The organism is Micromonospora narathiwatensis (assembly GCF_900089605.1).
GTDB classification, from domain to species: Bacteria; Actinomycetota; Actinomycetes; order Mycobacteriales; family Micromonosporaceae; genus Micromonospora; species Micromonospora narathiwatensis.
Genome location: NZ_LT594324.1, coordinates 2,096,193 through 2,122,614, shown reverse-complemented (window position 1 = coordinate 2,122,614; position 26,422 = coordinate 2,096,193). Strand labels below are relative to the sequence as shown.

At 72.1% G+C, this 26,422-nt stretch carries 24 protein-coding genes; 16 read left to right on the top strand and 8 right to left on the bottom strand.

The genetic code is table 11. The annotated features are described in order from the left end of the window. Positions 1-282 precede the first annotated feature (282 nt). Positions 283-444 (top strand): hypothetical protein, encoded by a 162-nt coding sequence (locus GA0070621_RS29475; RefSeq protein ID WP_157739910.1) that lies wholly within the window; start codon positions 283-285, stop codon positions 442-444. A gap of 84 nt (positions 445-528) precedes the next feature. Here GA0070621_RS29475 and GA0070621_RS09245 read toward each other — a convergent pair whose 3' ends face one another. The 3 genes from GA0070621_RS09245 to GA0070621_RS29470 all read right to left on the bottom strand — a co-directional run bounded on the left by GA0070621_RS09245 (position 529) and on the right by GA0070621_RS29470 (position 3,905). After that, positions 529-2,121 (bottom strand): PQQ-dependent sugar dehydrogenase, encoded by a 1,593-nt coding sequence (locus GA0070621_RS09245; protein ID WP_157739909.1) that lies wholly within the window; start codon positions 2,119-2,121, stop codon positions 529-531. Positions 2,122-2,440: 319 nt separating this feature from the next. Further along, the gene (locus tag GA0070621_RS09240) at positions 2,441-3,670 is read right to left on the bottom strand and encodes a low temperature requirement protein A (RefSeq protein WP_091193378.1); all 1,230 of its coding nucleotides are present in this window, start codon (positions 3,668-3,670) and stop codon (positions 2,441-2,443) included. A gap of 82 nt (positions 3,671-3,752) precedes the next feature. Further along, entirely contained in the window at positions 3,753-3,905 is a 153-nt protein-coding gene (locus GA0070621_RS29470) for a hypothetical protein (RefSeq protein ID WP_157739908.1), read from the bottom strand. Positions 3,906-4,124: 219 nt separating this feature from the next. Here GA0070621_RS29470 and GA0070621_RS09235 point away from each other — a divergent pair, with 219 nt between their 5' ends. Then, positions 4,125-4,676, top strand: coding sequence for a YciI family protein (locus GA0070621_RS09235; protein WP_091193375.1), 552 nt, complete (start codon positions 4,125-4,127; stop codon positions 4,674-4,676). Between the two features lie 45 nt (positions 4,677-4,721). Here GA0070621_RS09235 and GA0070621_RS09230 read toward each other — a convergent pair whose 3' ends face one another. After that, positions 4,722-5,015: a hypothetical protein gene (locus tag GA0070621_RS09230; protein WP_091193372.1), complete on the bottom strand. Its 294-nt coding sequence runs from the start codon at positions 5,013-5,015 to the stop codon at positions 4,722-4,724. A 203-nt stretch (positions 5,016-5,218) separates the two neighbouring features. Between GA0070621_RS09230 and GA0070621_RS09225 the strand changes: the two genes are divergently transcribed. From GA0070621_RS09225 to GA0070621_RS09215, 3 genes are all read left to right on the top strand, one after another. Beyond that, positions 5,219-5,581 carry an ArsR/SmtB family transcription factor gene (locus GA0070621_RS09225; RefSeq protein ID WP_091193371.1) on the top strand — a complete coding sequence of 121 codons (363 nt, stop codon included), beginning with the start codon at positions 5,219-5,221 and terminating at the stop codon, positions 5,579-5,581. A gap of 74 nt (positions 5,582-5,655) precedes the next feature. Next, positions 5,656-7,293, top strand: a complete 1,638-nt coding sequence (locus tag GA0070621_RS09220; RefSeq protein ID WP_091193368.1) for a SulP family inorganic anion transporter — start codon at positions 5,656-5,658, stop codon at positions 7,291-7,293. Between the two features lie 75 nt (positions 7,294-7,368). Beyond that, the gene (locus tag GA0070621_RS09215; protein WP_157739907.1) at positions 7,369-7,644 is read left to right on the top strand and encodes a hypothetical protein; all 276 of its coding nucleotides are present in this window, start codon (positions 7,369-7,371) and stop codon (positions 7,642-7,644) included. A gap of 97 nt (positions 7,645-7,741) precedes the next feature. Here GA0070621_RS09215 and GA0070621_RS09210 read toward each other — a convergent pair whose 3' ends face one another. Then, positions 7,742-8,818: a glycerophosphodiester phosphodiesterase family protein gene (locus GA0070621_RS09210; RefSeq protein WP_091193363.1), complete on the bottom strand. Its 1,077-nt coding sequence runs from the start codon at positions 8,816-8,818 to the stop codon at positions 7,742-7,744. 750 nt (positions 8,819-9,568) lie between these two features. Between GA0070621_RS09210 and GA0070621_RS09205 the strand changes: the two genes are divergently transcribed. The 5 genes from GA0070621_RS09205 (at position 9,569) to GA0070621_RS09185 (ending at position 15,019) form a co-directional block, all read left to right on the top strand. Beyond that, positions 9,569-9,913 (top strand): ArsR/SmtB family transcription factor, encoded by a 345-nt coding sequence (locus tag GA0070621_RS09205; protein WP_091193360.1) that lies wholly within the window; start codon positions 9,569-9,571, stop codon positions 9,911-9,913. A 173-nt stretch (positions 9,914-10,086) separates the two neighbouring features. Beyond that, positions 10,087-10,911 (top strand): ABC transporter ATP-binding protein, encoded by an 825-nt coding sequence (locus GA0070621_RS09200; protein WP_091193358.1) that lies wholly within the window; start codon positions 10,087-10,089, stop codon positions 10,909-10,911. A gap of 35 nt (positions 10,912-10,946) precedes the next feature. Continuing rightward, positions 10,947-11,930: an ABC transporter substrate-binding protein gene (locus GA0070621_RS09195; protein WP_091193355.1), complete on the top strand. Its 984-nt coding sequence runs from the start codon at positions 10,947-10,949 to the stop codon at positions 11,928-11,930. Further along, positions 11,927-14,083, top strand: a complete 2,157-nt coding sequence (locus tag GA0070621_RS09190) for an iron ABC transporter permease (protein ID WP_091193352.1) — start codon at positions 11,927-11,929, stop codon at positions 14,081-14,083. The genes GA0070621_RS09195 and GA0070621_RS09190 overlap by 4 nt, the downstream gene beginning before the upstream one ends. Positions 14,084-14,095: 12 nt before the next feature. Continuing rightward, on the top strand, positions 14,096-15,019 hold the full coding sequence (locus GA0070621_RS09185; protein WP_091193351.1) for a siderophore-interacting protein: 924 nt from the start codon (positions 14,096-14,098) through the stop codon (positions 15,017-15,019). A 68-nt stretch (positions 15,020-15,087) separates the two neighbouring features. Here the strand turns inward: GA0070621_RS09185 and GA0070621_RS09180 are convergent, their stop codons facing one another. Together GA0070621_RS09180 and GA0070621_RS09175 are read right to left on the bottom strand one after the other, a co-directional pair. Then, positions 15,088-15,636, bottom strand: coding sequence for a GNAT family N-acetyltransferase (locus GA0070621_RS09180; protein ID WP_091193347.1), 549 nt, complete (start codon positions 15,634-15,636; stop codon positions 15,088-15,090). Then, positions 15,620-17,668, bottom strand: a complete 2,049-nt coding sequence (locus tag GA0070621_RS09175) for a penicillin acylase family protein (RefSeq protein ID WP_091193344.1) — start codon at positions 17,666-17,668, stop codon at positions 15,620-15,622. The genes GA0070621_RS09180 and GA0070621_RS09175 overlap by 17 nt, the downstream gene beginning before the upstream one ends. 210 nt (positions 17,669-17,878) lie before the next feature. Between GA0070621_RS09175 and GA0070621_RS09170 the strand changes: the two genes are divergently transcribed. The 5 genes from GA0070621_RS09170 to GA0070621_RS09150 all read left to right on the top strand — a co-directional run bounded on the left by GA0070621_RS09170 (position 17,879) and on the right by GA0070621_RS09150 (position 24,272). Then, on the top strand, positions 17,879-19,441 hold the full coding sequence (locus GA0070621_RS09170) for a pyridoxal phosphate-dependent decarboxylase family protein (protein WP_091193341.1): 1,563 nt from the start codon (positions 17,879-17,881) through the stop codon (positions 19,439-19,441). A 51-nt stretch (positions 19,442-19,492) separates the two neighbouring features. Then, the gene (locus tag GA0070621_RS09165) at positions 19,493-20,788 is read left to right on the top strand and encodes a lysine N(6)-hydroxylase/L-ornithine N(5)-oxygenase family protein (protein ID WP_091193339.1); all 1,296 of its coding nucleotides are present in this window, start codon (positions 19,493-19,495) and stop codon (positions 20,786-20,788) included. Further along, positions 20,785-21,387, top strand: coding sequence for a GNAT family N-acetyltransferase (locus GA0070621_RS09160; protein WP_091193336.1), 603 nt, complete (start codon positions 20,785-20,787; stop codon positions 21,385-21,387). Before GA0070621_RS09165 ends, GA0070621_RS09160 begins: the two co-directional genes overlap by 4 nt. Then, a complete protein-coding gene (locus GA0070621_RS09155) occupies positions 21,384-23,219 on the top strand; it encodes an IucA/IucC family protein (protein WP_269455491.1) in 1,836 nt (611 codons plus the stop codon). Before GA0070621_RS09160 ends, GA0070621_RS09155 begins: the two co-directional genes overlap by 4 nt. Positions 23,220-23,393: 174 nt before the next feature. Then, positions 23,394-24,272, top strand: a complete 879-nt coding sequence (locus GA0070621_RS09150) for an RNA polymerase sigma-70 factor (RefSeq protein WP_197674008.1) — start codon at positions 23,394-23,396, stop codon at positions 24,270-24,272. Between the two features lie 36 nt (positions 24,273-24,308). Here the strand turns inward: GA0070621_RS09150 and GA0070621_RS09145 are convergent, their stop codons facing one another. After that, positions 24,309-25,238 carry a PH domain-containing protein gene (locus GA0070621_RS09145; protein ID WP_167666736.1) on the bottom strand — a complete coding sequence of 310 codons (930 nt, stop codon included), beginning with the start codon at positions 25,236-25,238 and terminating at the stop codon, positions 24,309-24,311. Positions 25,239-25,272: 34 nt separating this feature from the next. Here GA0070621_RS09145 and GA0070621_RS09140 point away from each other — a divergent pair, with 34 nt between their 5' ends. Further along, a complete protein-coding gene (locus GA0070621_RS09140; RefSeq protein ID WP_157739906.1) occupies positions 25,273-26,295 on the top strand; it encodes a glycoside hydrolase family 26 protein in 1,023 nt (340 codons plus the stop codon). Positions 26,296-26,422 lie beyond the last annotated feature (127 nt).

Genomic DNA, 26,422 nt, shown 5'->3' with positions numbered 1-26,422 from the left:
GTCGCGGATGGCACCGTCCGGTGTGGCCCAGTACGAAGCCCCGAGCACGCTGCTCCTGCGCGTCATGGGACCGGAGCGGGCCGCCGCCGCGTTGCGGATGTTGCATGGCGCGCTCCCGTCGCGTACACCTGGGTAAAGCCAGAAGGCTCGCCGGCGATGTCGTGGGCGCCCGGGCCGCGCTGAACGAGGCGGTCGCGCTCGGCGCACCGGACCCGGCCCACCTCTATGACACGCTCGTCCCCTCGCCGACCGGTTCGTCGCCGTCGGCTCCGGCGGCGCCTCGTGGGCTCGAACCACTACGCGCTCGCCGAACTCGCGTACCGGCTGGGCCGGCCCGAGCAGGCGGTCAGGCACGCCCGCGCCGCGTTCGCCGCGCATCGGCGGGCAGGCGTGGCCCACCTCGTCGAGGCGAGTCTCCGCCAAACAGCGCGGATCGGTGCCTGACCGCGACCGCGTCGGCTGACGTTCCACCCGCGCCGGCTGTCCCCGACGCGGTCGCGTCGTACGAGAAGGGCCCTTGCCGGCACCTCAGCGGCAGGGTCTGCCGTTGAGGGTGAAGCTGGACGGCGCGGGGTTCGGGCCGGTGTTCGAGGCGAGGAAGCCGAACTCGGTGCTGCCCCCGGCTGGGATGTTCGGATTCCAGTCGGCGTTGCGCGCGGTCGCCACCGCGCCCTGCTGGCTGCCGAGGGCGTTCCAGAAGGTGTCGGCGCGCTGTGCGGCGGGGAAGGTCCAGCCCACCGTCCAGCCGTTGATCGGTGCGGTGCCGGTGTTGGTGACGACCACCGTGGCGGTGAAGCCGGTCCCCCACTGCTGGTCGACCCGGTAGCTGATCGTGCAGGCCGCCGGCGGGGCGGTGGTGCCGAACGAGATCCGGTGCAACTGGCCGGGAAGATCGTTGACCAGGTACAGCTCGCCGTTGGCATCCTGGCCGAGGCTGGTCGGCTGGATGGTCAGCTCGGTCAGCGCCCGGGTCGCGTACGCGCCGCCGGGGCTGGCCGGTGGCCGAACCACGAACGCCGTACCGGAGCAGTAGTCGGTGGCCAGGTACGTCCCGGCGGCGATGTCGGCGTACGCCTGACCCCGGTAGACGTACCCACCGATCACGGCGCAGCCGTCGAACGAGGTGCGGTACGAGTGCACCGGCTCGACGTAGGTGGCGCCGGCCCGGCACCGGTCGGGGTTGAAGACCTGCGGACCCTCCCGGCAGGACCAGCCGAGGTTGGCCCCGCCCCGGTTCCCCGGCAGGTGGTCGATCTCCTCGAAGGTGCCCTGGCCGACGTCGGCGATCCAGAGCGAGCCGTCGCCGCGGAGGTCGTGCGAGAACTTCCACGGGTTCCGCAGCCCGTACGCCCAGATCTCCGTCCGTGCCCCGGCGGTGCCGACGAACGGATTGTCGGCGGGTACGCAGTAGTTCCGGCCGCCGCAGGAGCGGCTGACGTCCAGCCGGAGGATCTTGCCGAGCAGGGTGCCGAGGTTCTGCCCCGAGTTGAGTACGTCGTCCGCCCCGCCGCCGTCCCCGATGCTCCAGTAGAGGTAGCCGTCCGGGCCGAAGGCGACCTGTCCCCCGTTGTGGTTGGAGAACTCGGCGTGCGGCTGGGTGAGCACCACCTGCTCCCGGGCGGCCGGGATCGGCGTCTGGCCGGCCGTGTCCAGGGTGAACCGGGACAGCGTCACGGTGCCCTGGGGCAGCGCCGTGTAGGTGACGTACAGGGTGCGGGTCTGGGCGAAGTTCGGCGAGGTGACCACGCCGAGCAGGCCGCGTTCGTTGCCGGAGGTGTCGACCCGGTCCCGGATGTCGAGCAGCGGCTGCGCCGCGAGCCCGGTGTTCGGGTGGTAGACCCGGATCGTGCCCTGCTTCTCGGTGATCAGCAGCCGGCCGCTGCCGTCGTCGGGGGCGAAGATCGCGGTGGGTCGTTGCAGCCCGGAGGCGACCTGGGTGGTGCTGACCGTGAGCTGGTCGAGCGGCGGCACGGCGGCGACCTCGACGCGGTCCGGGGCGGCCCGCCCCGGCGCGGCCTGCCCCACTGCGGGTGCCCCGGTCGCCCCGGTCGCCACGAGCGGGGCGACCAGGGCGGCCACGCCGGCCGCGCAGAGCCGCCCGAGCGAAGAACGTCGCAACATATTGACCCCTCTCGCTTAACAGGACGGTAATGCCGCAGGCGACTCACCAATCCACGCATCCCGAACTATGGGAACGCTCCCAATCGGATCGGACGGCAGGCTCCCGAGCGGAACGCGTGGCAACACGGCACAACCACGGCTTGGTGCTCCCGGTCCGCTCCGGGTTCAGGCGGTCGGACCACGTGGCAGGTCGAATTCGCGGTCGCGCACACGGCAGCGCGTACGACGCACCGGCGAAGCCGCCAGCGGCCCCCATGTCGCTGATCATGCCGGCTGCACGGGTTCCTGAACATGCCTTTCGCCGCGTACGGCGGCCGGGTCAGACGGGCGGAGCTGGTTCCTCCGACGTCCGGCCGCGGGCGCGGTACGCGTCCGCCACGGTGATCGCGAACAGGACGGCAACGGTCGCGGCGCCGGCAGCCAGGGTCGGCAGCACCAGCAACGCCGGGATGAGGAGGCCGAGGCAGAGCAGCCCGGCCACCCGGGCTCGGGAGATCCGGCCGAACACCTGGTACTCGAAGGCGACCCGCCCGGCGAGGAACAACGCGGGCCCGCCGATGATGACGGCGAGCCAGCCGGGCTCGGTGTGCCCGAGCGGATGGTCGATGTACAACTCGTAGCCCACCCCCGAGACGATGATGCCGGCAACCATGGCCAGATGGGTGAACGACGCCGAGCGGCCGAGTCGGACCGGTTCGCGGGCCCTGGTGATGGCGAGCGGCAGCAGGCCGCCCGCCCGGTAGAAGTAGATCCGCCAGAACTGCACGGTGGTCAGCATCGCCAGCGCGAACGCGATCGTACGGTCCCGGGTGAAGCCGGGACCGCCGCTGAAGGTGATGCCGATGGTGAGGATCGACTCACCGAGGGCGATGAGCAAGAACTGCTGGTACCGCTCTCCCAGGCGCTCGCCTGCAATGCTTTGGCCGGCGACCTGGGAGCGGCCGAGCCAGGGCACCGGCCAGCCGAGAGCCAGGCCCACGTAGTCCAGGGCAAGCGCGATGCTCCACAGCACCGCCCGGACCCCCTGCTCATCGGTTATCCCCCCGACCAGCCACGGGGCCGCGGTCAGGCCGGACCAGATGAGAACCCGGAGCAGCGGCGCGGGATTCCCCGGACCCGACCGGCCCCGGGTCGCGACGAGCAGTGCCAGGCCGCGGCCGATCTGGACGGTCAGGTAGGCGCCGGCGAAGATGAGCGCCCGTTCGTGGAACCCCTGCGGCGCCGCGACGGCCATGACCATGCTGCCCGCCATCGTCAGGATCATGACGAACTGCACGACCGACGTTTCAGGGTCGAGTCTGCTGGTCAGGAAGGCGTTCGCCATCCAGAGCAGCCAGAGAGCCAGGAACAGCACCACGGCCTGACCGGTCTGGTCGAACGGCATCGGATACCCCGCGGTGAAGCCCACGGCAAGGCTCTGGGTGACCCGGTTGAGCGCGAAGACGAAGACCAGGTCGAGGAAGAGCTCCAGGAAGGTCGCCCGCTGCGTCTCGGCCTCGATCCCGCGCAGCCCGGCCGCACCCGGGCTGTCACCATCCGCCGCAACCATCCCCTGCGCCCCCGTTGATGCCGCTGATCCGATCACTCAACGAGGCACGGGCAACCCTGTTGCGCGACCGAAGCCTCGTCGATCACGGATGATCTCGCCGGGACCAGCGGTCGGTCTCGGCCGCCTCCAGGATCTGCTTGATCTCGATGATGCCCCGCTCGACCCTGGCCCGCACCGCGTCCCAGACGCGCTGTGCGGGAACATTGATGTCCGTTTCGACCCGGACCGTGGCCACAGGCAGTCCTCCCGTTGTTTGGTTCGTGCGCGGCGCCACCGGCCGACGCAGCCTACGACCACCCGGCGGGCTGCGCCGCAACCCGTGTCGCCGGGCGGGTGCGTGCGTCCATGGCGGGAACATCGGACCAGGCCGGGATCGTGACCGGGGCGGACGGCACCTGTCGGCATCGGCGTCCGGCATGGCGGGAAGACTCTGGGGCCGGGAAGACTCTGGGGCATGGAGTTCTTCTGCTACCACCGCGACCGGCCCGGCTCGATGGCACTGCGCCGCGAGTTGCTGGAGGAGCACTGGTCCTACATGGACCGGTACGCGGCACAGCTGATCGCCCGCGGCCCGACCCTCGGCGGCGACGGCGACACGCCAACCGGCAGTGTGCACATCGTCGACCTGCCCGATCCCGCGGCGGCGCGCGCGTTCGCCTTCGACGAGCCCAACTATCAGGCCGGCGCGTACCGGGACGTGCTGCTGCGCCGGTGGCGCAACGCGCTGGGGCGTACCATGTGGGACTTTCCCGGCGGCCGGACCGGCGGTAACCGGTACCTGGTGCTCGGCCTGGGTGCGGGGCAGGCCGCCGACCTCGACGTGCCGGCGGACCGGGACGAGCTGATCGCGTACGGGCCGCTGCTCTCCGACGACGGCACCGTCTGGCTGGGTACGGCGGCGCTGGTCAGGGCGCCTGATCCGGACCGGGCACGCGCCGTGCTGACCCCGCACCGGTACGCCGATATCGAGGTGCACAACTGGCAGTTCGGCGGACGGCCGTCATGACCCGGGGCTGACCGGGGACAGGTCCGGGTCACCGCGGTCGAGCCGTCAGCCGAGACCGCGGTGGGCGGCCCACAGCGCGCCGGCGCGGCCGGCGGCGGCGTCGACGAGGGCCACCAGCTCGGGCGTGTCGGGCAGGGGGAACGAGACGTACGTGCCACGGCCGCCGCCGGTCGGCCTGCCGTACGCCTTCGCCGCGAGGCGCCCGTCCGGGAGGAGCCGGACGTTGAGTGTGGTCAGTGTGAACTCCTCGCCGCGCCGGATGTCGGTCCAGCGGAGCCGCTCCGGGATCGTCACGTTGATCGCCAGGGCACTCACCTCGGGGAGCATGTCGCTGCTCATCGACGCATGATGTCACGCGGGCCGAGATACCTGCGCGCTGATGCGATCGTGGCGGCTCCCATCGCCCCGCCCACCCGGCACGGCTCGGCGGCGACGCCTGGTTGTCGCCGAGGGTGGCGCGAATCACTTCGGCAGGGGCCGACTGGATTGTCGACTTGAAGAGGTCTTCAATTGCCTAGGCTGATAGTCGGTTGGGAGGTCGTATGGTGCTGCCGCTGTACGAGCGGAAGGCGGAGTTCTTCCGCACGCTCGGGCACCCGGTGCGTATCCGGGTGCTGGAGCTGCTCGGTGACGGGCCGATGACCGTGCGGGACCTGCTGGCTGACGTGGACATCGAGGCGTCGAGTCTGTCCCAGCAGCTCTCGGTGCTGCGCCGGGCCGGGATCGTGACGTCGAGGCGGGACGGGTCGGCGGTCATCTACGCCCTCGCGGGACCGGACGTCGCGGATCTCATGCGAGCGGCCCGCCGCTTCCTCACCGAGATGCTGGCCGGCCAGGCGGAGCTGCTCGACAGCCTCCGTGGGGACCGGGCCGACGACGACGAGTCACTGCCGGTCCCCCGGTGAGTGCCGCCGTCTTAGCCCGGTCGGCCTGGCACCAGGTGGTTGCTCTGCTGCCCGGGCGGGCGGATCTCGCGGCGATGCGCAGGCAGCCCCGCCGCGACCTGCTCGCCGGGCTCACCGTCGCGGTGGTGGCGCTGCCGCTGGCGCTGGGCTTCGGGGTGTCGTCCGGTCTGGGGGCGTCCGCCGGCCTGGTGACGGCGATTGTCGCCGGCACCCTCGCCGCGCTGTTCGGTGGGTCGAACCTGCAGGTGTCGGGGCCAACCGGGGCGATGACCGTGGTGCTGGTGCCAATCGTGGCGCGGTACGGGCCGGGCGGTGTGCTCACCGTCGGAGTGATGGCGGGCCTGATCCTGCTGGCGCTGGCCCTGCTCCGCACCGGGCGGTACGTGCGTTACGTTCCGGCGCCGGTGGTGGAGGGCTTCACCGTGGGTATCGCCGCGGTGATCTTCCTACAACAGGTGCCCGCCGCGCTGGGCGTGCCGAGCCCGGAGGGCGAGAACGTCACCGTGGTGGCCGGGCGGGCACTGGCCGGGTTCGCCGGCAGTCCGCACTGGCCCGCGCTGATCGTGGCGCTCGGGGTGGCGGCGGTGATGCTGGCCGGCGCGCGTTGGCGACCCACGGTGCCGTTCTCACTGATCATGGTGGCCGCGGCAACCGTGCTGGCGCAGCTGCTGTCGCTCGACGTCGCCCGCATCGGCGTCCTGCCCGCCATGCTTCCCAGCCCGTCGCTGGGCTTCCTGGACCTGGCCGCCGCGCCGACCCTGTTCACCTCGGCGCTGGCGGTCGCCGCCCTGGCCGCTCTGGAGAGCCTGCTGTCGGCGACCGTCGCCGACGGGATGACGGTGAATCAGCGCCACGACCCGGATCGGGAACTGTTCGGCCAGGGGGTGGCGAACCTGGTGACCCCACTCTTCGGCGGCGTGCCGGCGACGGCGGCGATCGCCCGTACTGCGGTCAACGTCCGCTCCGGCGCCCAGTCGCGACTCGCCTCGCTGACCCACGCGGTCGCCCTGGCGGTGATCATGCTGGCTGCCGCTCCGCTGGTGGCGTACATCCCGGTCGCCGCGCTCGCCGGGGTGCTGCTGGCCACGGCGGTACGGATGGTCGAGGTGGGTTCGCTGACCGCCCTGGCCCGCGCGACCCGCTCCGACGCTCTCATCATGGCGCTGACCGCGGTGGCCACCCTTGCCCTGGACCTGGTCGCCGCCGTCGGGATCGGCCTGCTCGTCGCCGCCGCGTTGGCCATCCGCAAGATCGCCGGTGCGGCTCGGCTGGTGGAGGTCCCGCTCGACATCGCGGACCACCACGTCGAGGAGGCCGCCCTGCTCAGAGAGCACATTGTGGCCTATCGCTTCGACGGGCCGCTGTTCTTCGCGGCGGCCCACCGGTTCCTGCTGGCACTGTCCGAGGTGGCGGACGTGCGGGTGATCATCCTGCGGATGTCGCGGGTGTCGACGATCGACGGCTCCGGGGCGCTCGTGCTCCGCGACGCGATCGAGCGGCTAGAACACCGCGACATCGCCGTCTGCGTCTCCGGCGTCCGCGCCGACCAGGAGAAGATCCTCGACGCGGTCGGCGTGCTCGATCGGCTACGCGCCGCGGGTCGCGTCTTCCCCGGTACGACGGAGGCGATCGACGCGGCGCGTGCTCATCTGCGTCGCACCGGCGTGCTCGCCGTCGGCGAACCGGACGTGCTCGACCCCGCCGGCCAGTAGTGACGGCGGCGGAACTGCGCCAGGAAGGCGAACGCGGAGATGGATCCGGCCCGACGTGCGGCGTGGGACGCCTACTTGACGGTACGGGTCGGCCTGCTGCCCGACCTCGAGGTTCTGCGGGTCGAGGATCGTAGGGTCGCCGGGAAGCTGGCGGGGCTCGCGGTTCGCCTCCGCCAGCAGGCTCCGCTGTGGCCCGCGTACGGCGAGCGACTCGTCATCGTGGTCAGTCGCGCCCGTGAGCTGCAGCGCGCCGGCGACCGTACCGGCCTGACCGCGGTGCTGCGGATCATGCTCCGCTGGCTGTTCAGACTCTCGCGTGGTGCGGCCCGGCTGCCCGGCGGCCAGCACTAGGATCCGCCCCGGTCGGCCCCGGCGGTCGACCGACCGGACGGGCGAACCTCCGGGGACGGCGGGCGACCCACCGCACCCCGGAGGCTGTCGCCAGTGGTCAGCGCGCCTCGTACGCCTTCGGCAGCCGCATGCCGCGCTCGGCCATGATCTGCCGGACGTGGTTCGGGTAGTTCGTGATGATGCCGTCGATGCCCATGTCGATCAGGGCCTCGACGGTCGCCGGGTCGTCGCAGGTCCACGGAATGACCTTCATGCCACGGGCGTGCGCCGCGGACACCATCGCCTCGTCCACGTAGAAGCGGAAGTTCGGGTCGCCGATCGTTCCGTTCTGCGGGAACCCGTACACGGGAGACAGGGCCGTGACGCCCGGGATGGTGGCGGCGGCCCTCACGAAGTCACCGTCGAAGTCGTCGGCGTCGAGGCCACCGAGCCAGGGCGAGGCGCCGGGCTTGCCGACCTGGAGGAAGTCGTAGTTGGTCAGCGCCACCAGCGGCCAGGTCGGCGCGAGGCGGTGCATCTCCTTCAGTGCGCCCCAGTCGAAGGACTGGATGGTGACCTGCTTCTCGATCCCCGAGGCGTGGATCTCCTCGTAGACGCGACGGACGAACAGCTCGCGCGGCGCGGTCTGCTCCGGCGCGCCGGCCTCGACCTTGGTCTCGATGTTCAGCTTGATCTGGTTCGCGTGGTAGCTCTTGACGAGGTCCAACACGTCCTTGAGCTCGACCATCCGGAAGCCCTTGATCTGCTCCTGCTCGGGGAAACCGGGCAACTGCTGGTAACCGCAGTCCATGGTCTTGAGCTGGGCCAGCGTCAGGTCCTTGATGTACTTGCCGACGTACGGGTACATCGGGTCACCGGGCGTGACCGGTGCGGTGTCGCGGCACTTCTGGGCGCTGATCTGCCGGTCGTGGTTGACCACGACCTTCTCGTCCCTGGTGACGTGGGTGTCCAGCTCCAGGGTGCTGACCCCGAGCCGCATCGCCTTGGCGAACCCCTCCAGCGACTCCTCGGTCGTCATGCCGATGCCGCCGCGGTGGGCCTGCAGGTCGAAGTGGGTCTTCTGCGGCAGCACGACGTAGGGGTTGTTGGGCGACGCGGACGCGACGGTGGGTACGGAGAGCGCGGCGAGCGCCGGCAGCACGGCCAGGCTCACCAGAACACGACGTACGGACATCAATGACCTCAGCTCCGTTCGGATCATCACATTGACGGCGCGACGCTAGCCCGCCAGCCGGCCCGCAGCGTGGCCTCGGCGTGATGGGTTGCTGAACGTAGGCGGAACGCGGGTGCCCCGCAGCCGCCCCGGGATACGGGACCGGGAATGTCGATCGTGGACGACCCGGTCGCGGCGCACGGCGATCGGCTTGAGACTGGCGACGCCGGCACCCTCGCGTGAACGGCATGGCCCGCCGTACGAGAGATGGACCGGCGGGCCATGCCGGGTCAGTGGGCCGCCACGTTCGGCGGGGTTCCCGTCGGCGGGGCCGCGGGTGGTCGATTCCCGGGACCGGCCGATCCGGTTCACAATGCCTGGGCGGCGATCGGCTACCCGACGCCTCAAGACTTGCCAACTTTAGCAAGTCGTTAGATGCAACTGGTTGCCGGTTCCCAAACCGGGAAGCATCCGGCGGCAGCCGCCGCCCCGCGTACCCGACTTCCGCCTCGACGGCACCGCTCCCGGGATGAGGTGGGACCGGCGGCGGCGCCGCGGGTGGCGGGCAAGCGGGTCAGGCCGGCGCGGCGGACCGCGATCGGTACGGAGCGCGGCGCTGCCGCCGGTGGCGGAGGTCGCGCGGGGCGGAGGTCGCGCTCGCCGTGGCGGCACGCTCGCGGCCGAAGGTCGGCGAGGTCCCCGTTCGGCGACCGGTGGCGCACCCCGGCAACGAGCGGATCGTAGCGTGTCTCCCCAGAAAGGGGTGGGCCCGTGAGTACGCCGCTGTATCAGGCCAAGGCCGAGTTCTTCAAAACACTGGGGCATCCGGCACGGATTCGCGTGCTGGAGCTGCTCGCGGAGCGGGAGCACGCGGTGTCGGAGTTGCTGCCGCAGGTGGGCATCGAGGCGGCGCACCTGTCGCAGCAGTTGGCGGTGCTGCGCCGCGCGAACCTGGTGGTGACCCGCCGGGACGGTTCGACCGTGTACTACTCGCTGGTCAGCCCGCAGGTGGCGGAGTTGCTGGCGGTGGCGCGGCGGATCCTGACCGAGGTGTTGACCAATCAGGCCGAACTGCTGGGTGATCTGCGGGCCGCCGAGCGGGCCGATCCGGCGTGAGCCGACCCGCGTTGGCGCCCGCCGTAACCGTCGCCAGCCGCAACCACTCCCGGCCGTAACCGCTGCCGACACCGGGCGGATCGGCGCAGCACCTCGGCCGCGCGCTCGCCGTAGCCGCACAGAATTTCGGGTGCCTTGACAACGCTAACTAAGGTTAGGTTAACCTAACCAACATGAGTGGTGGGGGCGGTCGCGCCGAGGGACTTCGGGGTGTGGACCTGCGTCTGGGTTACCACGGCGCGACCGTGGTGCACGACGCGGCGATCACGCTGCGCCCCGGCGCGGTGACGGCGCTGGTGGGGCCGAACGGCAGCGGCAAGTCGACGCTGCTGCGCGGGTTGGCCCGGCTGCACCCGCTGGAGCGCGGCGAGATTCTGCTCGCCGACGGCGCCCCGGCCCGCACCCTGTCCGCCCGGGAGTTCGCCCGCCGGGTCACTCTGCTCGCCCAGAGCCGCCCCACCCCCAACGGGGTCACCGTGCGGGACGTGGTCGGCTACGGGCGGCACCCCTACCGGGGACGCTGGCGGGCCGACGACCCCGACGGTCCGGCCGCGATCGGTCGGGCCATGGCGGTCACCGGCGTCGCCGCGATGGCGGACCGGCCGGTCGACGAGCTCTCCGGTGGGGAACTGCAGCGGGTGTGGCTGGCCACCTGCCTGGCTCAGGACACCGCCGTGCTCCTGCTCGACGAGCCGACCACCTTCCTCGACCTGCGTTACCAGGTGGAGATCCTCGACCTGATGCGGGACCTGGCCGACACCGACGACGTCGCCGTCGGGGTCGTGCTGCACGACCTCAACCAGGCCGCCGCCGTCGCCGACGACGTGGTGCTCCTGCACGGCGGGCGCGTCCGGGCCGCCGGCCCGCCGCGGGACGTGTTCACCGAGGACGCCCTCACCGACACGTACGGGATCCGCATCGAGGTGACCGCCGACCCGATGACCGGGCTGCTCTCCACCCGGCCCGTCGGGCGACACACCACCCGGGCCGTCGCCTGACCTTCCCAACCGATCCACGAACAGAGAAGAAAACCATGATGCGTACGCGCGCGACCGTCCTGGTCGCCGCCGCCGCGCTGCTGCTCAGCGCCTGCGGCACCACCGAGACCCCCTCCGCCGACCCGTCCGCCTCCGGCGCCGCGCCGAGCGGCCCGGTCACGGTCACCGACAGCCGTGGCGAGACCGTCAGCCTGAAGGCCCCGGCCACCAAGGTCGTCGGGCTGGAGTGGGGCGAGGTCGAGATGCTCGTCGGCCTCGGCGTCATGCCGGTCGGCGTCGCCGACCCCAAGGGGTACGCCACCTGGGTCAGCGCCGCCAAGCTCGACGCGAGCGTCAAGGACGTCGGCACCCGGGGCGAGCCCAGCGTCGACTCGATCGTCGCGTTGCAGCCCGACCTGGTGGTGATGGAGGCCGAGCGGGGCTCCGCGCTGGTCACCCAACTCGAAAAGTACGTGCCGGTGCTGGTCACCAAGGGCAGCGACGCCTCGGACAATCTCGGCCGACTCCGCTCCGACCTCAACATGATCGCCACCGCGACCGGAAAGACCGCCGAGGCCCAGAAGCTCCTCGCCGACCTCGACGCCGCCATCGCCGACGGGAAGAAGAAGATCGCCGACGCCGGCGCGGCCGGCCAGCAGTTCGCCATCGCCGACGGCTGGAAGGAGGGAAGCACCGTCTCGATCCGGATGTTCGGCCAGGGCGCGTTCGTCTCCCAGCTGGGCATCCAGCTCGGCCTCAGGAACGCCTGGGCCGGCAAGACCGACGAGGCGTGGGGGCTGGGCCAGACCGACGTCGAGGGGATGACCGTCCTGAAGTCCCAGGACCTGCACTTCTTCTACAACGCCTCCGACGGCGACGACGTCTTCGCCAACGGGCTGGCCGGCAACGCGATCTGGAAGTCGCTGCCGTTCGTGCAGCAGCACAAGCTGCACCGGATGCCCGACGGCATCTGGACCTTCGGCGGCCCGCTCTCCGCCATGCAGTACATCGACCAGTTCGTGAAGGTCTACGCGGCTTGAGCCAGCTCAGCGCACCAGCCCGGTCGGAGCCGGCCACCCAGCCGGCCCCGGCCGGGCCACTCTCCCGCCGCCGGGTCACCGGCGTGTTCGTCCTCGCCGCCGCGCTGCTCGTGGTGATCACCATGGTGCACCTCACCCAGGGCACCTCCTCGGTCGGGGCGCTCGACCTGTTGCGCCTGCTCACCGGCGCCGACGACGAAACCGCCCGCGTCCTGATCGCCTCCCGCATCCCGCGGCTGCTCACCGGGCTGGCCGTCGGCGTGGCGCTGGGCTGCGCCGGCGCCGCCCTCCAGTCGCTGACCCGCAACCCGCTCGCCTCCCCGGACACCCTCGCGGTCAACGCGGGGGCGCACCTGGCGATCGTCGCCTCGGCGGCGTTCGGCCTCGCGCTGCCGGCGTTGCCCGCCGGTGGGCTCGCCTTCGGCGGCGGGCTCGCCGCGGCCGGGCTGGTGCTGGCACTGTCGGCCGGCGGTCAGGCCGCGACGACCCGGCTGATCCTCGCCGGCTCGGCGACCGCGATGGCCCTCAGCTCGCTCACCATGCTGCTGATGCTCCTCTTCGAACAGGCCACCATCGGCCTCTTCGCCTGGGGCAACGGCTCGCTCGTGCAGGCCGACCTGGCCGCCTTCACCCAACTCGCCCCGGTCATCGGCCTCGCCGTGGTGCTGCTCGTCGCGCTCGGGCACCGGCTGGACATCCTCGCCCTGGGCGACGACACCGCCACCGTGCTCGGGCTGGACGTACGGCGTACCCGGCTCGTGGTCGTCCTGCTCGCCGTCCTGCTCTCCGCCGCCGCGGTGACCCTGGCCGGGCCGATCGGCTTCGTCGGGCTCTGCGCGCCGGTCATCGTACGGCTGCTCGGCCGGGTGGTGCCCGGGGTGCACCGGCACCGGATCCTCCTGCCGCTGTCGGGGATCGCCGGGGTGGTCATCGTGCTCGGCTCCGACGTGCTGCTGCGTGCCGTGCTCGGCGGCCAGGCCGGCGTGGACGTGCCGACCGGCGTGGTCACCACCCTCTTCGGCGCGGCGCTGCTGGTCTGGCTGGCCCGACGGCACCGCGACGCGGGTCCGACCCGCCGGCCCCCGGGCGGGCACGCCGCCGTCCGGTCCCGCGCGTTCCACCTCACCGTGGTCACGGTGTGCGCGGTGGTGGCCGTCGGGGCGACGGTGCTCGGCATGCTCGCCGGGGACACCTGGGTCCTGTTCGGCGACATCGTCAACTGGGTGCAGGGGCGCACCGGTCCGGCGTACACCTTCGTGCTGGACCAGCGGTGGCCGCGGGTCGCGGCGGCGGCGCTGGCCGGTGCGGCGCTCGCGGTGGCCGGCACCACGGTCCAGGCGGTGTGCCGCAACCCGCTCGCCGAACCGGGCATCCTGGGCATCACCGGCGGGGCCGGGATCGGTGCGGTGTCCCTGCTGACCTTCGTCCCGCTGGCCGGGGTGGCCGCCATCTCCGGGGCCGCCGGCGTCGGCGCGATCCTGGCGTTCGCGCTGGTCTACGGCCTGGCCCGGCATCGCGGCCTGAGCTCCGACCGGCTCGTGCTGATCGGCTTCGCCGTATGGCAGGGCGGCACCGCGATCATCACGTTCATCATCGTCACCTCGGACCCGTGGAACACCGGCAAGGCGCTGACCTGGCTCTCCGGCTCCACCTACGGGCGCACCGCGCCGCAGGTGCTGCCGGTGGCGATCGCCCTGCTGCTCAGCATCCCGGCGGTGATCGCGGCCCGCCGGGAACTCGACCTGCTGGCGTTGGACGACGACACGCCCCGGGTGCTCGGGGTCCGGCTGGAACGCGCCCGGCTGCTCGCCCTGGGCGCGGCGGCGCTGCTCACCTCCACGGCCGTCTCCGCGGTCGGCGTGATCGGCTTCGTCGGCCTGGTCGCCCCGCACGCGGCGCGGGCCCTGGTCGGCGGCCGGCACGCCCGGGTGCTACCGGTCGCGGTGCTGCTCGGGGCGGTGGTGGTCAGCCTCGCCGACACCCTCGGCCGCACCGCCATCGCGCCCGCCCAGGTGCCCGCCGGCCTGGTCGTGGCCATGATCGGCACCCCGTACTTCGTATGGCTGTTGTGGCGCTCGCGCGGCACGGCGGCCCGCCCGATGAGATTCTGTCCACCGTACGGCGGGTCCGCCGGACGGTCGGCGCCCCGCTAGAGGAAGGCTGCCATGCCGAGCACCGTCTCCGTCGCGCCCTGGCGCGTCTTCACCGTCGAGGTCCGCGCGCTGCGTCGGCTCAGCCCGTCGTTCCTGCGCGTCACCTTCGCCGGCCCGGATCTGGACCGGTTCGCCGACAACGGTTACGACCAGCGGATCAAGGTGGCGCTGCCGCTGCCCAACAACCGGGTGGCGGACCTGCCGGACGGCCCCGACTGGTACCAGCGGTGGCGGGAGCTGCCCGTCGGGCGGCGCAGCCCGGTGCGCACGTACACCGTCCGCGCGGTCCGTCCCCAGGCGCAGGAGGTGGACGTCGACCTCGTCCTGCACGGCGACGGCGGCCCGGCGACCCGATGGGCGCGGCGGGCCCGGCTCGGTGACCGGCTCGCCCTGGTCGGGCCGGACGCCGAGTACCCGGGCAGGCACGGGGGTGTCGAGTTCCGGCCGCCGCGAGGTGGGACGCTGCTGCTCGCCGGGGACGAGACCGCCGCGCCCGCGATCTGCGCGATCCTGGAACGGCTGCCGGCCGACGCACACGGCCACGCGTTGATCGAGGCGCCCGATCCGGGGGATGTGCTGCCGGTGACCACGCCGGCGGGTGTCTCCGTGACCTGGCTGGCCCGCACCGGCGGCGAGTACGGCAGCCGTCTGGTGCCGGCCGTGACGGCGCTCGCCGCCGAACTGCTCCCGGCCGACCGGTCGGTCCTCGTGCCGGCGGTGGCCGGCGCGCCCCGGGCGCTGACCGACGTGGACGTGGACCAGGAGATCCTCTGGGAGGTGCCGCCGTCGTCCGACCCCGCACCGCTGTACGCGTGGCTGGCCGGCGAGGCGGGCGTCATCCGTCGGCTGCGCCGGCACCTGGTCGCCGAACGGGGCCTCGACCGGGGCGCGGTGGCGTTCATGGGCTACTGGCGGCTGGGCCGCGCCGACTCCTGAGCCGGCGGGCCGTCGGGCGGGGCTCGCCGGTGGTGCGGCCCCGCCCAGAGCGACCCGGGCCGGGTCGGTCAGCGGTCCAGGAAGAGCAGCCGGGCGCGTTTGTCGGGCAGGTCGATCCGCGGACCGGGTACGAAGCCGGCCCGGACCAGCCGGGCGATGGCCTTGTCGTTGCGGGCGTCCGGCTCGGCCACGATCCGTCGGTGGGCCGGGTCGGCCAGCACGAACTCCAGGAAGGCGCCGAGGACGGCGCCGGTGAAGCCCGGTTCGGCGCCGCCGTCCGGCGGGGCGATCATCAGGTGGATGCCGAAGTCGCCGGGCTGGACCTCGTAGCACTCGCCCACCGGGTCGGCCGCCGGCTCGTACGTCTGGAACAGCCCCACCGGGCGGCCGTCGCGGTGGATCAGGTACGCGTGGTGGGTGGCCAGCGAGTCCACGTAGGAGTAGATCTCCCGTACCCGTTCCCGGCTGGCGCCGCGCATCCCCCAGAACCGGGCCCGGTCCCGGGTGACCCAGTCGTGGATCAGGTCGGCGTCGCTCGCCGGGTCGACCGGCCGGATCAGCACCTCCCCGAAGCCCTCGACGTGCCGCAGCCAGGTCGGGTCAGTGGTCGTGGTCATCTCGCTCCTCGGTGAGCCGGTGCCAGTCGGTGACGACCGGGATGAGGTCGCCGCGCAGCCAGTACGGGGACTGGTCACGCTGGTGCGGGTCGCCGGGCACCCCGGAGGCCCCGAACGGGACGATCCATCGACTGTCGTCGCGCCGACCGAGGTCCCAGACGTAGCGGGCGGCGGAGGCCCGGAAGCAGTGGTGGGTGACGCCGGGCACGCTGGAGGTGGCCAGCACGCAGTCGTGGTCGCCGGAGAGGCCCGGGGCCGGCGCGGCCGGATCGGGCAGCGCCTGCCAGGGGGCGAGCCGGTGCAGCTCGCCCCAGGGCACCGGGGTCGCGTGCGCCGCCTCCTCGACGGCGGCGCGGGCCGCGTCGGCCAGGTCGGCGGCGGGCAGGAGGTCGGCCCGCAGCAGGGTTTCCAGGGCGAAGCCGGCCCTGGACGCCAGCGCCAGCCAGGGATGGAAGAGCGGCGGGTAGTGCGACGGGTCGGCCAGCGGGGTCAGTGTCGGGTGGGCGGTCAGGCAACGTACCAGGGCGGCGCGGACGGTGGCGAAGGCGGCGGCGTCGACGCTGTCGGCGCGCATCTCGCGGTCCCAGCCGAGCAGCCGGTCGCGCAGCGCGACGGCGGCCGGGCTGAGCCCGTCCAGGTCGGCGAGCCGGGCCAGGAGCGGTTCGGCCGACGCCAGCCGGGTGTCGGTGTGGACGCTGGTCAGGTCCTCGGCGGACCAGTCCTTGCGGCCGGTCAGCAGGGCTCGGATCCGGTCCGCCCGGTGCGGTGGGGCGAACTCGACGCCGAGCGGCGTGGCGATCCCCCGCTCGTTCGCCATCACGGCGAGGTCGGTCACGTCGGCGCGGGGCATGGCGTGCCAGCCGCGCCACTCGTGTCCGGGCTCCCAGCCCGGCACGACCAGCAGCCTGTTGGCTCGGTCGCGGACCGGCACGGCTCCGGCGGCCCGGTGCAGCAGCCCGCCCGTGGTGTCGGCGGCGAGCACCACGTTGACCGGTTCCACCCAACGGTCGAAGGCGGCGTCCACGTCGGCGACCCGGGTGGCGGCGAGCAGGGCGGGCAGCGCGGCGAAGCCGAGGTCGCCGCGGACCCGGGGCGGGTACCGGAGGCTGACCGCCAGGTCGGCGTCCGGTCCGCCGACGACGACGGGGCCGCGTTCGGTCTCGATCACCTCGATGTCGACGGGGTCACCGCCGGCCACCGCGATCGTCTCGACGTGGGCCTCGGTGGGGCGCCAGCCGGCCGGGCCGAGCGCCTCGACCGTCCCGTCCCGGCGGCGCAGGCGTTCGGCGTAGAGGTCCTGGTAGTCGGCCATGGCGTTGGTGATCGCCCAGGCCACCGTGCCGCTGTGGCCGAAGTGGGCGATGCCGGGCACGCCGGGCACGGCGAGGCCGACCACGTCGTACGCCGGGCAGGAGAGCCGGACCTGCTGGTAGACGCCCGGGTCCTCGATGTAGCGGTGCGGGTCACCGGCGACGATCGGCGCGCCGCCGGCGGTGCGTGTCCCGGTGAGCAGCCAGCCGTTGCTGCCGGAGGTGTCCGGACCGTCGGTGGCGAAGCAGTCGACCGCGTCCTCGCCAAGATGCCGGGCGACCTCGGTGCGCCAGAGCTTGGCCGGGAAGCCGGCGAAGAGGACGTGGTGGGTGAGCCAGACGGCCAGCGGGGTCCAGGGCCGCCACCGGCCGGGGGTCAGCCCGACCTCGGCGAACTGCGGGGCCCGCCGGGCGCCCGCGGCGAGGCCGGCGTTGACCCCGTCGACGTACGCGTGCAGCCAGGCGGCGGTGTCCGGGTCGAGATTGGCGTGACAGCGGCGGGCGGTGTCGTCCAGTCGGGCCTGTCGGGCGAACCGGTCCCAGTCGACGGCCTCCGGGCCGAGGAAGGACGCGCCGGTCCCCTGTGACCGGTGCCGTTCCACCTCGATCTGCCATGCCCGGTCGAGGGCGGTGACGCGGCCCTGGGCGTAGGCGAGCGTACGGGGGTCGGCGGCTCGCAGGTGGGGGATCCCCCACGGATCGCGGTAGACCCGATGCGCCAACTCCGCCCCCTCGTCTATTAGGTTTGCCTAACCTACGAAATCTCTCCAGCGGACGCAATCCGCCCCGTTCGGTGACCCCCCGCGAGGCGGCGACAACTCCTTGACAGAAAGTTAGGTTAGGGTAGCCTAACTTCGGCTCGCGTCGACCGCCTCACCGGCCCGTCGGCACGGCCGTTCCACCGTGTCCACGCGACCGTTGAGGAAACCGCCATGACATTCCAGGGGCATCCCGCCGAGGCCGCACCGAGCCCGACGAGCGGCCGGCCGACGGCCGCTCGCGCACACCTGTTCCACCAGGGCACGGTCGACAGCTACCGGCACCTGCTGGCCGCCGCGGTCGACCGGGTCGCCCACCGGGTCGCCGACGTCGACCGTCCCTTCAGCGGGGTCACCCCGGCCCGACTCGCTCCCGAGGTCGACCGGGTCGACCTGGACCGGCCGCTGACCGACCCGGCCGCCGCCCTCGACGAACTGGAATCGGTCTACCTGCGCGACGCGGTCTGGTTCCACCACCCCCGCTACCTGGCACACCTCAACTGCCCGGTGGTGATCCCGGCGCTGCTCGGCGAGGCGGTGCTCAGCGCGGTGAACTCCTCCCTGGACACCTGGGACCAGAGCGCCGGAGGGACCCTGATCGAGCGCCGCCTGATCAACTGGACGGCCGACCGGATCGGCCTCGGCCCCACCGCCGACGGGGTGTTCACCAGTGGCGGCACCCAGTCCAACCTCCAGGCCATGCTGCTGGCCCGGGAGGAGGCCCTGGCGGCGGTGGCCCGACCGCGCGAGGACCTGCTGCCCCGGCTACGCATCCTCACCTCCGAGGCCGGGCACTTCAGCGTGCAGAAGTCGGCAAAGCTGCTCGGCCTGGCCCGGACCGCGGTCATCCCCGTCGAAGCCGGCCCCGACCGGCGGATGCGGACCGCCGCGCTGGCCCACGAGATCGCCCGCTGCCGGCGCGACGGCCTGATCGTGATGGCCGTGGTCGCCACCGCCGGCACCACCGACTTCGGCACCATCGACCCGCTGCCGGCCATCGCCGACCTGTGCCGGGCCGCCGGGGTCTGGCTGCACGTCGACGCCGCGTACGGCTGCGGGCTGCTGGTCTCGCCGACCCGCCGGCACCTGCTCGCCGGCATCGAGCAGGCCGACTCGGTGACCGTCGACTACCACAAGTCCTTCTTCCAGCCGGTCAGCTCCAGCGCACTGCTCGTCCGCGACCGCGCGGTGCTGCGACACGCCACCTACCACGCCGACTACCTCAACCCGGAGCGGATGGCCGAACAGCACATCCCCAACCAGGTGGACAAGAGCCTGCAGACCACCCGCCGCTTCGACGCCCTCAAACTCTGGCTGACCCTGCGGATCATGGGTCCGGACACGGTCGGGACGCTCTTCGACGAGGTGCTCGACCTCGCCGCCGACGCCTGGCGGCTGCTCACCGCCGACCCCCGCTTCGAGGTGGTGACCCGGTCGCAGCTCAGCACCGTCGTGTTCCGGTATCTGCCGACCGAGCACCACCTGGCCGACGACGCCAACCTGTACGCCCGGGAGGCGCTGGCCGCCTCCGGTGCCGCCCTGGTCGCCGGCACCAAGGTCGACGGGGCGCACTACCTGAAGTTCACCCTGCTCAACCCGGAGACCACCGTGGACGACATCGCCCACGTCCTCGACCTGGTCGCCGACCACGCGAGCCGGTACGTGCGGACGAAGACCGCCGCCGAGACAGCCGTGCCGCCGGCCGGCGTCGCCGCCCAGCCCTGCCACGTCGGCTGACCACCCGCGTCCCCCGTTTCCCCGCGTCCCGCGCCCTGGAGAAAGAGCCGCATGTCCACCACCCACGACTTCGTCGCGATCGGCCTGGGCCCGTACAACCTCGGGCTGGCCTGCCTGGCCGAGCCGATCGCCGACCTGGACGGTGTCTTCCTGGAGGCCCGGTCGGAGTTCGACTGGCACCCCGGAATGCTGCTGGAGTCGAGCCGGCTCCAGACGCCGTTCATCGCCGACCTGGTCAGCCTGGCCGACCCGACCTCGCCGTACTCGTTCCTCAACTACCTGAAGGAGTCCGGACGGCTCTATCCGTTCTACATCCGGGAGAGCTTCTATCCGCTGCGCCGGGAGTACAACGACTACTGCCGCTGGGCGGCCGGAAAGCTGCCGGGCCTCCGCTTCGGCCACGAGGTCACGTCGGTCCGGTACGACGACGACGGGTACACCGTCAGTGCCACGGTCGGTGCGACCGGGAAGACGAGGGAGTTCCGCGGGCGGCACCTGGTGCTGGGCACCGGCACCCCGCCGTACCTGCCGGCGGCCTGCGCCGGGCTCGGCGGGGATGTGATCCACAACTCCCGTTACCTGGAACACCGGGACACGCTGCGGGCCAAGGACAGCATCACCATCGTCGGCAGTGGACAGAGCGCCGCCGAGATCTACCACGAGCTGCTCACCGACCTCGACAACCACCACTACCAGCTCAACTGGGTGACCCGGTCGCCCCGCTTCTTCCCCCTCGAATACACCAAGCTCACCCTGGAGATGACCTCCCCCGACTACGTGGACTACTTCCACGCCCTGCCCGAGCCGACCCGCTACCGCCTGGAGTCCGAGCAGAAGGGCCTGTTCAAGGGGATCAACTCCGACCTGATCAACGACATCTTCGACCTGCTCTACGCCCACGGCCTGGACGGGCCGGTACGCACCCGGCTGCTCACCAACACCGAGCTGACCGACGCCCGGTACGACGAGTCGACCGGCGGTTACACGCTCGACCTGCGCCACGTCGAGCAGGAACGGGACTTCACCCTGGACACCGATGGGCTGATCCTGGCCACCGGCTACCGCTACCAGGTGCCGGACTTCCTGGAACCGGTGCGCGACCGGCTCCGCCGGGACGCGCACGGCCGCTTCGACGTGGCCCGCAACTACACCATCGACCACGCCGGACGGGAGGTCTTCCTCCAGAACGCCGGCACCCACACCCACAGCATCACCTCGCCCGACCTGGGCATGGGCCCGTACCGCAACTCGTGGATCATCCGGGAGCTGACCGGACGGGAGCACTACCCGATCGAGAAGCGGATCGCGTTCCAGGAGTTCGGCGTGCCGGCGGGAGCGTCGTCGTGACCACCGTCGTGTACCGCCGGAACGACCGACGGCTCGGCGCGTTCGCCCTGCGTACGCTCGACCCGGACGCGGACGCCGCGCTGCTGCGTGGCTGGGTGACCCACCCGAAGGCCGCGTTCTGGATGATGCTCGACGCCGACCTGGCCGCGGTCGCCGGCGAGTACCGCCGCATCCACGCCCACCCGCACCACGACGCCTTCGTCGGCCTGTGGCGGGACCAGCCGGCCTTCCTCGCCGAACGGTACGGCCCCGCGCACGTCGAACTGGTCGGCCTGCACGACGCGGCGGAGGGCGACGTCGGCATGCACTTCCTCTGCGCGCCCACCGACACGCCGGTGCACGGCTTCACCCTGGCCGTGATCACCACGGTCATGGCCTGGCTCTTCGCCGACCCGGCGACCCGACGGGTGGTGGTCGAACCGGACGTGCGCAACAGCGCGGTGCACGCCCTCAACGCGGCCGTCGGCTTCACCGTCGTCGGCCCGATCGCCAAACCCGAAAAGGACGCCCTGCTCAGCGTCTGCACCCGCGCCATGTTCGAGAACGCCACCGGCCTGACCACCGGCGGTCCGGCCACCCCCGGAGGAGTGCCCGCGTGAACCCCGTCCAGTCCCCCGCTCCCGACCTGTCGCCCGCCCCGGACCGGTCGGTCGCGCACCTGACCCCGGCGCACTGGGAGCGGGCCAACCGGCTGCTGGTCCGCAAGGCGCTCGCCGAGTTCGCCCACGAACGGCTGCTCACCCCGGAACCGATCGGCGCCGACCGGTACGTGGTGCGCGGCGACGACGGCACCGTCGAGTACCGGTTCACCGCCCAGGTGCTCACCCTGGAGCACTGGCACATCGACCCGGACAGCATCACCCGACACCGGGACGGGCGGGAGCTGCCGCTGGACGCCCTGGACCTCTGCACCGACCTGCGCGGCGCGCTCGGCCTCTCCGACCGGGTGCTGCCGCTCTACCTGGAGGAGATCACCTCGACGCTGGCCGGGACGGCGTACAAGCTCAGCCGGCCGCCGGTGCCCGCCGCCGAGCTGGCCCGAGCCGACTTCCAGGCCATCGAGACCGGCATGACCGAGGGGCACCCCTGCTTCGTCGCCAACAACGGGCGGCTCGGCTTCGGCATCCGCGACTACCACCGGTACGCCCCGGAGGCCGGCCGGCCGGTCCGCCTGCTCTGGCTGGCCGCGCACCGCGACCACGCCACCTTCACCTGTACGACGGACCTGGACTACGACACCCACCTCCGGCAGCAGCTCGGCGACGAGACCCTGGCCCGGTTCGCCGCCACCCTCACCGGCCTCGGTCTCGACCCGGCCCACTACCTGCTCATCCCGGTGCACCCCTGGCAGTGGTGGAACCGGATCTCGGTCACCTTCGCCGGCGAGGTGGCCACCCGCCGGCTGGTCTGCCTCGGCGAGGGCCCGGACGAACACCTCGCCCAACAGTCGATCCGGACCTTCTTCAACATCACCGCGCCGCACCGGGACTACGTCAAGACCGCCCTGTCCGTACTGAACATGGGCTTCCTGCGGGGGCTGTCCGCCGCGTACATGGCGGCCACCCCGGCGATCAACGACTGGCTCGCCGACCTCCTCGACGGCGACGACCTGATCAAGTCGACCGGCCTGACGATCCTGCGGGAACGCGCCGCGATCGGGTACCGGCACCGGCAGTTCGAGGCGGCCACCGACCGGTACTCCCCCTACCGGAAGATGCTCGCCGCGCTGTGGCGGGAGAGCCCCGTGCCGACCCTGGAGCCGGGTCAGCGGTTGGCCACCATGGCGTCGCTGCTGCACACCGACGCCGCCGGCCGGTCGCTGGCCGCCGCGCTGATCGCGGAGTCCGGGCTGTCCGCCGAGGGGTGGCTGCGTCGCTACCTGGACGCGTACCTGGTCCCGCTGCTGCACACCTTCTACGCGTACGACCTGGCGTTCATGCCGCACGGCGAGAACGTCATCCTGGTGCTGGACGGCGGACGCGTGGAACGGGTGATCTTCAAGGACATCGCCGAGGAGATCGTGGTGATGGACCCGGCGATGACGCTGCCCGAGCAGGTACGCCGGATCCAGGCGGACATCCCGGAGGAGACGCGCCTCCTGTCGATCTTCACGGACGTGTTCGACTGCTTCTTCCGGCACCTGGGCGCGCTGCTCGCCACCGAGGGCGTACTGGCCGAGGAGACCTTCTGGCGGACCGTGGCCACCTGCGCCGCCGACTACCGCGACCGGATGCCCCACCTGGCCGACCGGTTCCAGCGGTACGACCTGTTCGCCGACGAGTTCGCCCTGTCCTGCCTCAACCGGCTCCAACTCCGCGACAACCAGCAGATGGTCGACCTGGCCGACCCCTCCGCCGCCCTGCAACTCGTCGGCACCCTCCGCAACCCGCTCGCCGCCTGGCCCCCGTCGACCCGGGCAGGCACCGACTGACCGATCCGGCGTGGCGCCCGCGGTCATGTGGCGTGCGCCACCGGCTGCGGGTGTCACACCGGCGGCGGGTGCCGGCGTCTCGTGTGTGTGGCAGGGTCGGCAGTGAACAGGCAGGAGCCAGCGGTGAGCGAGCGAACAATGGACACGACCGAGCCGCTCGCGTCCGGCGATCCCATGGACTCCGCCACCGAGGCGTTCCTCGCCCACCGAAACCTGCTCTTCACGGTCGCGTACGAGATGCTCGGCTCGGCCGCCGACGCGGAGGACGTCCTGCAGGAGACCTGGCTGCGGTGGGTGGGCGTGGACCTCGGCGTGGTGCGGGACCAGCGCGCGTACCTGGTCCGGATCACCACCCGTCAGGCGCTGAGCCGGCTGCGAACGCTGCGCCGGCGCAAGGAGTCCTACGTCGGCCCCTGGCTGCCCGAGCCGCTGCTGACCGCGCCCGACGTGGCCGAGGACGTCGAGTTGGCCGACAGCGTCTCGATGGCCATGCTGCTGGTGCTGGAGACCCTCACCCCGACCGAGCGGGCGGTGTTCGTACTGCGCGAGGTGTTCGACCTGGCGTACGACGAGATCGCGGAGGCCGTCGACAAGAGTCCTGCCGCGGTCCGTCAGATCGCCCACCGGGCCCGGGCACACGTCGCCGCACGTCGACCGCGCGGGGTCACCTCCGCCGCCGAGACCCGCGACGCGATCGAGGCGTTCCAACGGGCGGTCGAGACGGGCGACCTGCGGCAACTGCTCGACATCCTCGCACCGGACGTCGTCCTGATCGGTGACGGCGGCGGAGTCGTGAAGGCGGTCCTGTCGCCCGTCGTGGGGGCCGACAAGGTGTGCCGCCTGCTGACCGCCGGGCTGGGCAGGATCGCCGCCGCGGTGTCGCCGCATCCGGCACAGGTCAATGGTTGCCCGGCGCTGATTCTCCGGATCGACGGTGAGATCGACACCGTCGTCGCGGTCCGCGTCGACGACGGCCTCGTCACCGGGCTCTACGCCGTGCGTAATCCCGCGAAGTTGTCCCGTATCGAGCGGGAGACGGCGGTCAGCCGTTGAGCCCGAACGACGCCGCCGCGTCCGGCAAGGATCAAGTCAGTCGGTGTCGCGGATCCTCGCCAGTTCCGCGGCGAACTCGGCGTCGGTGAGCGCGCCGCGCTGGTGCTGCCGGGTCAGCGTGTGGATGTCGCGCCGCCTGTCGTCGGTCGAGGCATCGCGGGCCGTGGGTGCCCGGCCGACGTCGGTGGACGGGCTCGCCGGCCCGGCGGCGGAAGGCTGGGCCGGCCGATCGTCGGACGCCGTCTGCCGGCGGCGCCGCGCGTCACGGTGGTGGGCCTGCAGTGTCGCCAGGATCTCGTCGTAGTGTTCCGGCCAGGTGGCCACCTGGCCCAGGTTGAGCCAGAACAGGAACGACCGGACGAGGCCGCCGCGCTGTATCGGAGTCGGTACCGAGACTCCGTCGGTTCGTTCGATGGTGATCGCGGTGCGGCCCTGATCCAGGCCCGCCACGATGGCCGCGCCGCTGCGGACGGCCGATACCGACGCCCACGGCACCGTGGTCGTACGCAGCATGGACCGGGACCGGATCCCGTCGTCACTGACGTAGACCCCGAGCATCGCCCGCCGCGCCGTGACGGCGACGGAACCGGTCAACCACACCCCGAAGAGGATCGCCAACGGTGTCGGCACCTCCTCGCGGGCAAACATGACCACGAGGAACGTGCCGACACCGACCGCCGCGACCAGTCCCTGCACCGCGAAGCCGGACACGGCGTCGAGCGAGTACGGGCGTTGCCATCTGCGCATGCCGCCATGGTGACCAGCGGCGTCCATCCGCCGGCCCGGAATGCCCTGGTTCGCGGGACCTGTAGCCAGTTTCCTCGTCGGCTGCGGCGCTGGTCCGGCCTCGCCGGCCTCGACCGGCACCAGCCACGCCGACGCGAACAGGAGGGCAGCGCAAGGACAATTCGGCTCAATACCAGCTAGATACTGCCTATCTGCGGCACGGTCGATGGTCGATAACATGTGGGCCGGATGCCACGTCAGTAGGAGGAGTCAGATGGCTGCCAAGCGTGGCATGCTCGCGCTCGCGCTCGCGGTTGTGCTGCCGATCGCGGGCCTGACCGGGTGCGCGTCGGACAAGGCGACCCCCGGCGCCAGCAGCGCGGCAGCGGCGAAGGCCGCACCGGCTCGGGTGTTCGGCGTCGCCACCGACCCCTGGAAGGTCGACGACTGGGCGGCCGCGGTCGGCGAGAACCCGACCATGGTGATGGAGTTCGAGGCCTGGAGCCGCGACCGCACCATCGACAACCACTTCGAGGAGCTGCGGCGCAACGGCGTACAGACCTTCATGTTGACGTGGGAGCCGTGGACGACGGTCAGCGCGGCGGAGGGCAAGGAAGCCCAGTACGCCGAGCAGCCGGAGTTCAGCAACGCGGCGATCGCCGCGGGCAAGAAGGACGCGTACATCCGGGCCTTCGCCGAGTCCATCGCCAAGTCCGGGCTGAGGGTCTACGTCCGGTTCGGGCACGAGATGAATGGCGACTGGTACCCGTGGAGCCGGGATCCGGCAAACTACGTGGCGGCGTGGCGAAGGATGGTGGACATCTTCCGCGAGGCCGGCGCCGACAACGCCCGGTTCGTGTTCTCGGTCAACCCGTCGCTCTTCGAGCCGCTCGCCACCTGGGAGGCCACCGTCCGGCGGTACTGGCCCGGCGACGAGTACGTCGACCTGCTCGGTTCCACCATGATCAACTTCGGTGGCAAGAAGGAGTACACGGTAGGCGAGTTCGTCGAGCGGTTCGAGCGGGCGCGGCAGCTCTTCGGCAAGAAGCTCATCATCACCGAGATGAACACCGCGGCGCAGGGTCGCGTGAAGTGGCTGGTCGACCTGCGCACCTGGCTCGCCACCACCGGCGCCTCCTGGGTCGAGGGCGTCGTCCTCTCCCAGGCCGAGTCGCGGGGCGCGGCGCAGCTCGGCAACAAGGTCGGAAACCTGTCCTGGAATGTCACGACCGACCCTGAGACGCAGCCCGTCATCCGGGGCATCATCAAGGACTGCCAGGCGGCCCCGGCCGCCTGATCGGAGAATGCCGGCTGAGGCCGGGCACGCCGCCGCCCCGTCCCGGCTCCGGGACGGGGCGGTTCATTACTGGCGTGGTTGTCGCGGCGGGCCGCCACCGTCGCCGGCGTCTACCGGTGCCCCGGCC

Coding starts and splice junctions, on each gene's coding strand:
- GA0070621_RS09245 (WP_157739909.1), bottom strand. CDS start 2,121: ATGTTGCGACGTTCTTCGCTCGGGCGGCTCTGCGCGGCCGGCGTGGCC.
- GA0070621_RS09240 (WP_091193378.1), bottom strand. CDS start 3,670: ATGGTTGCGGCGGATGGTGACAGCCCGGGTGCGGCCGGGCTGCGCGGG.
- GA0070621_RS09235 (WP_091193375.1), top strand. CDS start 4,125: ATGGAGTTCTTCTGCTACCACCGCGACCGGCCCGGCTCGATGGCACTG.
- GA0070621_RS09230 (WP_091193372.1), bottom strand. CDS start 5,015: ATGAGCAGCGACATGCTCCCCGAGGTGAGTGCCCTGGCGATCAACGTG.
- GA0070621_RS09225 (WP_091193371.1), top strand. CDS start 5,219: ATGGTGCTGCCGCTGTACGAGCGGAAGGCGGAGTTCTTCCGCACGCTC.
- GA0070621_RS09220 (WP_091193368.1), top strand. CDS start 5,656: ATGCGCAGGCAGCCCCGCCGCGACCTGCTCGCCGGGCTCACCGTCGCG.
- GA0070621_RS09210 (WP_091193363.1), bottom strand. CDS start 8,818: ATGTCCGTACGTCGTGTTCTGGTGAGCCTGGCCGTGCTGCCGGCGCTC.
- GA0070621_RS09200 (WP_091193358.1), top strand. CDS start 10,087: ATGAGTGGTGGGGGCGGTCGCGCCGAGGGACTTCGGGGTGTGGACCTG.
- GA0070621_RS09195 (WP_091193355.1), top strand. CDS start 10,947: ATGATGCGTACGCGCGCGACCGTCCTGGTCGCCGCCGCCGCGCTGCTG.
- GA0070621_RS09185 (WP_091193351.1), top strand. CDS start 14,096: ATGCCGAGCACCGTCTCCGTCGCGCCCTGGCGCGTCTTCACCGTCGAG.
- GA0070621_RS09180 (WP_091193347.1), bottom strand. CDS start 15,636: ATGACCACGACCACTGACCCGACCTGGCTGCGGCACGTCGAGGGCTTC.
- GA0070621_RS09170 (WP_091193341.1), top strand. CDS start 17,879: ATGACATTCCAGGGGCATCCCGCCGAGGCCGCACCGAGCCCGACGAGC.
- GA0070621_RS09165 (WP_091193339.1), top strand. CDS start 19,493: ATGTCCACCACCCACGACTTCGTCGCGATCGGCCTGGGCCCGTACAAC.
- GA0070621_RS09150 (WP_197674008.1), top strand. CDS start 23,394: ATGGACTCCGCCACCGAGGCGTTCCTCGCCCACCGAAACCTGCTCTTC.
- GA0070621_RS09145 (WP_167666736.1), bottom strand. CDS start 25,238: ATGTTATCGACCATCGACCGTGCCGCAGATAGGCAGTATCTAGCTGGT.
- GA0070621_RS09140 (WP_157739906.1), top strand. CDS start 25,273: ATGGCTGCCAAGCGTGGCATGCTCGCGCTCGCGCTCGCGGTTGTGCTG.